8 protein-coding genes are annotated in these 7,569 nt (G+C 62.3%); all 8 read left to right on the top strand.

The genetic code is table 11. The annotated features are described in order from the left end of the window. The coding region (locus FGE21_RS20205) for a hypothetical protein (RefSeq protein WP_218062801.1) at positions 1-209 on the top strand (209 nt) is incomplete at its 5' end. A 114-nt stretch (positions 210-323) separates the two neighbouring features. After that, complete coding sequence (locus tag FGE21_RS19260; RefSeq protein WP_139665026.1) at positions 324-950, top strand: hypothetical protein; 627 nt, start codon at positions 324-326, stop codon at positions 948-950. A 130-nt stretch (positions 951-1,080) separates the two neighbouring features. Further along, positions 1,081-1,320 (top strand): hypothetical protein, encoded by a 240-nt coding sequence (locus FGE21_RS19265; protein WP_139665027.1) that lies wholly within the window; start codon positions 1,081-1,083, stop codon positions 1,318-1,320. A gap of 252 nt (positions 1,321-1,572) precedes the next feature. Further along, entirely contained in the window at positions 1,573-2,256 is a 684-nt protein-coding gene (locus FGE21_RS19270) for a hypothetical protein (protein WP_139665028.1), read from the top strand. Next, entirely contained in the window at positions 2,253-2,477 is a 225-nt protein-coding gene (locus tag FGE21_RS19275) for a hypothetical protein (RefSeq protein WP_139665029.1), read from the top strand. The genes FGE21_RS19270 and FGE21_RS19275 overlap by 4 nt, the downstream gene beginning before the upstream one ends. A 138-nt stretch (positions 2,478-2,615) precedes the next feature. Next, positions 2,616-4,838, top strand: coding sequence for a Mu transposase C-terminal domain-containing protein (locus FGE21_RS19280; protein WP_139665030.1), 2,223 nt, complete (start codon positions 2,616-2,618; stop codon positions 4,836-4,838). 2 nt (positions 4,839-4,840) lie between these two features. Continuing rightward, a complete protein-coding gene (locus FGE21_RS19285; RefSeq protein WP_139665031.1) occupies positions 4,841-5,794 on the top strand; it encodes a TniB family NTP-binding protein in 954 nt (317 codons plus the stop codon). Between the two features lie 10 nt (positions 5,795-5,804). Further along, positions 5,805-7,343 carry a TniQ family protein gene (locus FGE21_RS19290; protein WP_139665032.1) on the top strand — a complete coding sequence of 513 codons (1,539 nt, stop codon included), beginning with the start codon at positions 5,805-5,807 and terminating at the stop codon, positions 7,341-7,343. Positions 7,344-7,569 lie beyond the last annotated feature (226 nt).

The following is a 7,569-nucleotide window of genomic DNA, read 5'->3' on the forward strand; positions in this document are numbered from 1 at the left end:
AGGTGCCATTTGATTTTGCCCAGTATGACCTCCAGAAAGGGAAGCCCATGATTGGTCCGTTGATCTGCATAGCTGGCATGGTGATCAGCGTTGTGGGGTCAATCCACTGCTGGCTGGTCTACCGGGACTCTGTGCGGAGTGCCCGCGTCGACCCTGAGAGGGTCCGGCGCTTTGTCGAAAGTGCGCCGCTCCGGCTGCAAGAAGAGTGACTGTCGGCTCTGGTTTTATCCGAATATTTATCGGAAAAACCTTTACCGTAAACTTGACGTGTGATCTGCGAGGTGGCATAACGCTCCCAACGACACTTCACGAGGACAGCTCTCATGGCGACGAAAGGGGAAATGGTGCGGGCGCTTGCCCAGCGGTTCGACCTGAACCCCAACAAGGTCGACGCGATGACGCGTGCCATGGCGCGGGCCGGACTGCGCACGCCTGGCGGCCGTGGCCGGGCGGCGACGGACATGACGGGGGAAGATATCTTTCATCTCACCCTGGCCCTTGTCATGGGGCTGGAGACCAAGGATGCGCCTGAGGTCGTGCGGGAGCTCTCGCAGCTTCGGCTTGTGCGCGGGAACCTGTTTCTTGACGGTCATATCCAATGGGAAGCCAACTGCGACGCGGGAGGCGAGAGCAAGTTGCTCGATGTCCTGAACCGGCTGCCTGTGGCTGGCCTGGAGCTGCACCGGACCTTCGGCGCATTCTGCGGCCATTGGCTCGAAGAAGGGTTCAATGGTGCGGACGAGGGATTCAACTCCGCCCCGGTCTCTGTCGAGGTCAGCTCAAACGGGCCGCATGCCGTGTTCTCGCACCGATCCGACAAGGGCAGTCTGAAGCTCTGGTTTGGGTATGCTGCCAGGGATCTGAAAACACCGGAGTGGGAGCGGCGGACGATCCTGTCGGACAAGCTCTTCCGGAGGCTGTCGCAGCTCGCTCGCAGCGGCGCGTCCTGACCGAATCCCGGGACCTTCCTGGCCCGGAAAGCCGAATGATTTGCCGAATTCGATTCGCGAAATCGGCGTGATTTCATGATGTGCGCCGCCGAATTGGCGTGCGTTCTCAACTATCCACAGAGTTATCCCGATGAAAATGACCATTCAAAAATTTTCTGAAGCTCACAGCGCCCGTGTATCCAGCGGTGCTGAAGAACTTCCGGTCATCTTTTCGCAAAATCTGCTGGATGATCTGAAAATCGGAGGCATGTACCTTTCCGATCTTGAGGCCGGAATTTGCGAAAATTCGGCCCCCCAAACCCCGCATTCCCGGCGGGCTGGACAGGTGGGTCCGGTGTCTTCTATGGGCAATTCCCGAATATGCGGCTGATCTCCTGACCCGGTTCTGATCTCTCAGTTCCAATCAGGTTACAGGCGCTCATCGGAAGAAACTGTCCAAAGAGGCTCAAACACCCAAAACCAGATATAGGCGCCTGGCGCCCGAATGAACCGTGCGAAAGCCCGATCCCTGTGTTGCACCTGCCGATTAGCATGATGCTGTCGCCAGGACAAGGATGGCTCTCCGCGCATCGCTAAAATCGTCATAACCCGAGAATGTCAATTTCTCGGGGCGGGAGAAATCATGTCTGACCTTTCCATCGGCGGCGACGTCCGCCTGCCCGAACCCAGCCGCGGCGACCGTGCCACCCAGGTCGGTTCGACCCAACACTTCACCGGCGGTATCGTCCTGGGCTCCGGCCCCGGCTTTCGCACCGGGCTTGAGAGCCATCTCGAGGCGCAAGGGACGTTGTTGCTGGCAGCGCGCCCCGAAGTGCAGGACCTCGTTGAACAAGTCCGCTTCGACTGGTTCGATGAAGATGGCGAAATCCACAAGCACTACATCGACCTAGTCGCCACCGAGCGCGATGGGACCGTGATCGGCTATGCCGTGCGTCCCCTGGAGCAGGTGAACGACGCCTATCTGGCGCAGCTGGCCCGCGTCAAGGAGCAGGCCGTCGCGCAGGGCGTTCTGGACGACTTCCGTCTGTTCACGGCGCGGGATGTCTGCCCCGTCGAGTTCTTCAACGCGAAGCTCTTCCATTCGGTGCGGCGGCCGGACTGCTTCGGCGATCCCGTGGCGCGGGATGTCGTCGGCCGGATGACCGGTGTCGTCACAATCGAAAGCTTGGTCGAGCAGACTGGCCTTGATGGGATGGGCTTCCGTGCGCTCGTTCGGCTGATCCGGTCCGGGCACCTCCAGATGGTAAGCTATGAGCGTATCGACCACTCCAGCTTGGTGTTCAAGGCGAAGGAGGTCCGCGCATGACCGCCTTTCATCCCGATAGCACCGGTCTGGTTGCGCCGCGCCGCAAGGGCTCCAAACGGGTCCCTTCCGCACCTGTCGGTCCTCTCGAGCACGACACCAGGGCTGCTTGGTGGGGTACGCCTGTTGTTCCGGCCTGGATGATCCTCGACGGAGGCTCGGCTTTCCGGTGTCAGAAGGGTCTGCAGGTCGCCTCTGATCTGGCCGTAACCCCCGGCGACTGAGCCCAGGACGGCAGACGACGCCGTCCGCACCGCAACCCGCACTTACTCGACCCATCCCTCTTCCAGGCGGTGCCGTTCGGCGACCGCACTCTCTCCTGCTGCCTTGTGCAGCGCCAAACATCCGAAAAGGACTTAAAAATGGATCTCTCCTTCACTACCGAAAATTCCCGCTACGCCTTTGGCAGCTTCGACCGTGTCACCGTGGACGGCTCGACCTTCCGCCTCCACATGGAAACCGAGGTTGGGGTCGTCATGACCCGGGATGACGACACGGGCTTTTCCCGGCAGTTCTCGCATCAGGATCTTTCCCGCCTGGGAAGCCTGGGCCGGATCCGCGTCGAGCGGAACTACTTCAATCCGGAGGCGGCGCGTAAGCGCCAGCTGGCACATGGTGTATCGCTTTCCGCACTCTCCGGGCGGCCGCTGCGCCGGTTCGTTCGCAAGGATGCCTATTGCCAGGCGGCAATTGACATGCACCGCGAGAAGCTGATGAAGTTCACTGACGCGTCCATTGAGGCCTCCATGGACATGCTGGTGGGCCGTGCGGCGCAATTGGCATCCAAGCATGTCCCTGCCGGTGGCATGAACGTACTGCCCTCTGAGAACATGGGTGAAGCGCCCAGTGCTCGGACGCTGCGCCGTTGGCTTGCAGAACGCAACGATCTGAACCTGATCGGCCATCTGGACAACATGGATCGGCGCGGATGGCGGGGGACCCGTCTCGACCCCGAGGTGGCCGCCATCATGCACGAGGAAGTGCAGGGGTATCTGTCGCGCGACAAGCCGACGATGCAGCAGATCTATGAAAATGTCGTGCTGGCCATCCATGAGCGCAACGAACACTACACCGAAGAGAACGACCACCTCAGCGTGCCGAGCCGCGAGACGGTGCGCCGGGCGATCCGGGCACTGGACCCGTTTCGCGTGGAAGTCGCCCGCAATGGCGAGGCTGCAGCCCGCAAGAGGTTCCGTCCCGTTCTGAATGGTCTCGACGTGACCCGCCCGTTGGAACGCGTCGAGATCGACGAGTGGACGGTGGACGTCTCGACACTGCTCGAGAGCACGAACATCTATGGCATGCTCAGCGATGATGAGAAGCGGCAACTCGGCCTCTATATCAAGGGGGACGAGAAGGACCCGCGCTACAAGGGGAAGGCCAAGCGTCGGGACCGTTGGACGCTGACGGCTGCGATCTGCTGTGCCACGCGCTGCATCGTCGGCATGGTCCTGAGCCGTTCCGCGAACTCCGAGGCCGCGGTGCAGCTCCTGCAGATGATCACGACCAACAAGGGCGCGTGGGCGGACGCTGTCGGGGCCCTGACGCCTTGGGATATGCATGGCACGCCCGAATTGATCGTCTTCGATGGTGGCTCTGCCTTCAAGTCGATGCGCTTCCGCATGGCGGCTGAGGAACTCGGCGTGATGTGGGAAATGGCGATGAATGGTGTGCCGGAGAACCGCGGAACGATCGAGCGTGCATTCGGCAGCTTCCGGAGCGACTTCGCGCCGCGTCTGTCGGGTCACACGTTCTCCAGCATCATGGAGAAGGGCGATGCGGATCCCGAGAAGCGTGCTGCGCTGACCCTGGACGACTTCACCTTCGCACTGCTGCGTTGGGTGATCGACATCTACCACAATACGCCCCATCACGGGCTGGGCGGCGAAACCCCTGTGAAGGCCTGGCGTCACCTGTCGAAGCTGCATGGCGTGACGCCGCCGCCGGATGCGAAGATGATGCGGCTGTGCTTCGGCCAGGAGCGCGAGTACCGCCTGGACAAGACCGGCATCACCGTTCTGGGTGTGCGTTACCAGTCCGAGGAGATGCAAACCTATCTGCGCCGCGAGCACCCGGAAAAGGTATCCGTGCGCTGGCACCCCAAGGACATCGGCGCCGTCTCGGTCAAATGGGGCAAGACCTGGTACAGCGTGCCTGCGCTTGACACTTCTCTGCAGGGCGTCGCTGCCCAGACCTGGCTGACGGCTGTCCGTCATGTCCGCGACGCGAACCCGAAGTCGAACCGCCTCGACAATGTCGCCGTCCGCGACGCCATCACGGCGATCAAGGCGCGCAATGAGGCCGCGATGGCCGCGGCCGGCCTCAACCTCGAAGACTGGTCCGAGAAACGCTGCGCGAAGGAGGAGAAGAAGCTGCTGGCCGGCATCGAGTTCGTTGAGCGCAAGGAACTGCGCCAAGTGAAAGACGGGCTCGGCATGGAGATCCCCGCCTCTTCCGAGCTGACCGTGGCGGCTGAGAAACCCAGCACGCCGGTGACTCCCGCCAAACCCGCGAAGCGGGCGGCCAAAGGGCGCGGCGTCACGCCCACCTCGCCCAAATCCAACATGACCATCGAAGAGGACTGATCATGGCACACGCTGATACCGCAAAGAGCGCCCTGGAACGGGTCCGCAGCCTCCACATCGGTTCTGCACGTGATGCCGAGGCGGCAATGCACACGACGCGCCTTCTTGCTACGGACGAACAGGGGGCTCTGACCCCTGTCGCCAAGCGCTTCACCCGGACCGGAGAAACCCGTGGGGTCATGCTGATCGGGGGGCCGGGAAGCGGCAAGTCCCACCTGTTGGAGCGCACGCTCTCCAAGCTCACGGTGCTGCAGGAGGGCGAATACGGGCGGCCGCGCTATCTTGGATGTTCGGTGCCCAGCCCGGCGACGTTCAAGAGTATGACACTCGCCCTGCTGGCAGAGAGTGGCTACCCTGTTGAAAACTCGCGGAAGGAGGCCTGGTCGCTTTGGCAGGACCTGCGTCACCGCTTGCAGCTTCTCGGGATTTCTGTACTCTGGATCGACGAGGCGCAGGATCTCTTCTGCGCGGACCGCAAGTTGATCCTCAGGGCGCTGAAATCCCTGATGCAGGGTGACGATGCCGTCATCGTGGTCTTGTCCGGCACGGAAGACCTCGCCAAGGTCATTCGCACAGATCCGCAGGTGCAGCGCAGGTTCACCGCGATGGTGCTGCCCGATCTCGTGGAGCAGGTCGATGGCGACAGTTTCCGCGATGTCATCACCCAATACTGCGAGCGGGTGGGGCTCGGGGCGCCAATCGATGCGGATCTGATCGGACGCATCTTCCACGGGGCACGCTATCGGTTCGGACGGGCCCTCGAGCTGCTGCTGCAGGCCATGGAAATCGCCATCGGGCGCGGCGACGACGACCTGGATATCGAGCATTTCGCTGCCGCCTACGCGATGAACGAGGCCTGCACGGCCGCCGACAACGTCTTCTACGCCGAACACTACTGGCTCCTGAAACCCGATGCGGTCGACGAGGAAGAACAACCTCGTCGGAAAAAGCGGTGAGGGCGGTCCTATGAGCGTGCTTTTTCCCATGCTGCCGTTTGCCGATGATGAGACTCCTCTCTCCTGGGCGGCGCGGCAGGCCGCCTTCCACACCCGCGATCGCGTTCTGTCGTTCCTGACGGACCTCGGCATTCCCCTCGTGGATCTCGCGCGGGGCGACGAGCCGGCGGTTCAGCGGCTGTGCGAGCGGGCAGGGCACGATCCCGCAGCGGTGTTGTGCAATACGATCAGCGCAGTTGGTGGTCGGCGCTACCAGTTGCGGGGGCTGGAGTTCGCAGCAGAGTTCACGACCGGTCCCGTGACACGGATCTGTCCTGCTTGCCTGGACGATGATCTCACCGGGGCGCATTTGCCGGGTGCCGCGCTGCGTCACCGGCTCATCTGGCGGTTGGCTCCGGTGCGGACCTGTCCGTTCCACGGAGTTGCGCTCCGGGATCTGAGGTCGGGGAGGTGGGATGACATCGCGCATGAGCTGCAGGCCATGACATCCTTGATCGCGGCCGAGCGGCGGGTGCCGGGTCGTGCCCGCGTTGTCTCGCCGCTGCAGGCCTACGCGGTGGCGCGCCTGGAGGGCTGCCCCGGTCCCGCATGGCTGGATGGTCAGGATATCGACCAGGCGGTGCGCGCAACCGAGATGCTGGGTGCCGTTGATGCCTTTGGTCCGAAGCTGAAAGCCTCGGACATGAGCGAGGACATGTGGGATGCCGCAGGGCGTGCGGGCTGGTCCATCGTGTCGGAAGGCGGCGCGGCGATCCGGGAGTATCTCATGGCGCGCGTCACGGCATCCCGAGGGAAAAGAGCCGCGCCGCGCGCAGCCTTTGGCATGTTGCATGCTTGGCTCTCCGGTAGTCGACTGTCCAAGAACCCGGGGCCCATTCGCGACATGCTCCGGGATGTGATCCTCGAGACCACCCCGCTCAGCAAGGGGCACATGCTTTTGGGCAAGCCGGTGACTGATCCCCACCTCTGCAGCGTGGCGTCGATCGCGAAGGCTGAAGGTCTCGACGCCAGAACGCTGCGCAACGTCCTGCAGGTCGCGGGGCTGCTAAGCCCGGAGGAAGCGGAGCAGGGGAGCAACCGGCTCGTGGTCGACTACACCGCAGCGCGCGATCTGATCGATGTCGTGAAGCATGCTGTCCCGGTCACGCGTCTGCCGAACATGCTCGGAGCTTCCCGCCCGCTGGTCGCGCTTCTCATCGAGATCGGGCAGCTGCACCGTGTGCAGGATCATCGAGCCCTGGCGAGCAAGATCGGCAAGGCGGTCGACGGCCGGGGCGTGAAGCCGATCCTTCGGTTTCTGGAGGAGAGCTTCCAGGCGGTCGACGAGGTGCCCGAGGGCTTTGTCCATCTCTCCAAGTCGGCCGAGAAATCCCGCGCCGGGGTGAAGTTCATCCTCGAACTGATGTTCCTCGGCCATTTGAAGCGGGTCTACCGGGTGAACGGAGCACATGGCTTTGCGGCGGTGGTCGTCGATCCGGAGGAGATCAAGGCGCTGCTCGAATCCCCTCCGACCGGTCTCTCCGAGGACTCGTATTTCCTGATGGGCTGACCCTCAAAACCTGACCTTTCCTCGAAAACCATACCATGCCGCCTTCGGGCGGCATTTTTTTACGAACTTTCGATGGCCATTTTCTCTGAGTGAAATGGCCATCTGGCGGCCTCAAGGTGTGTTTCGGTGATTTCGGTTGTTATATTTCAATGACTTATGGTGACGGAAACGCCGCCAATGGACTATTATTCGTGGGTTCGTCATCTGACCTACGATAAAATGTCCA

This window comes from Phaeobacter sp. B1627, assembly GCF_006265095.1.
Classification (GTDB): Bacteria; Pseudomonadota; Alphaproteobacteria; order Rhodobacterales; family Rhodobacteraceae; genus Epibacterium.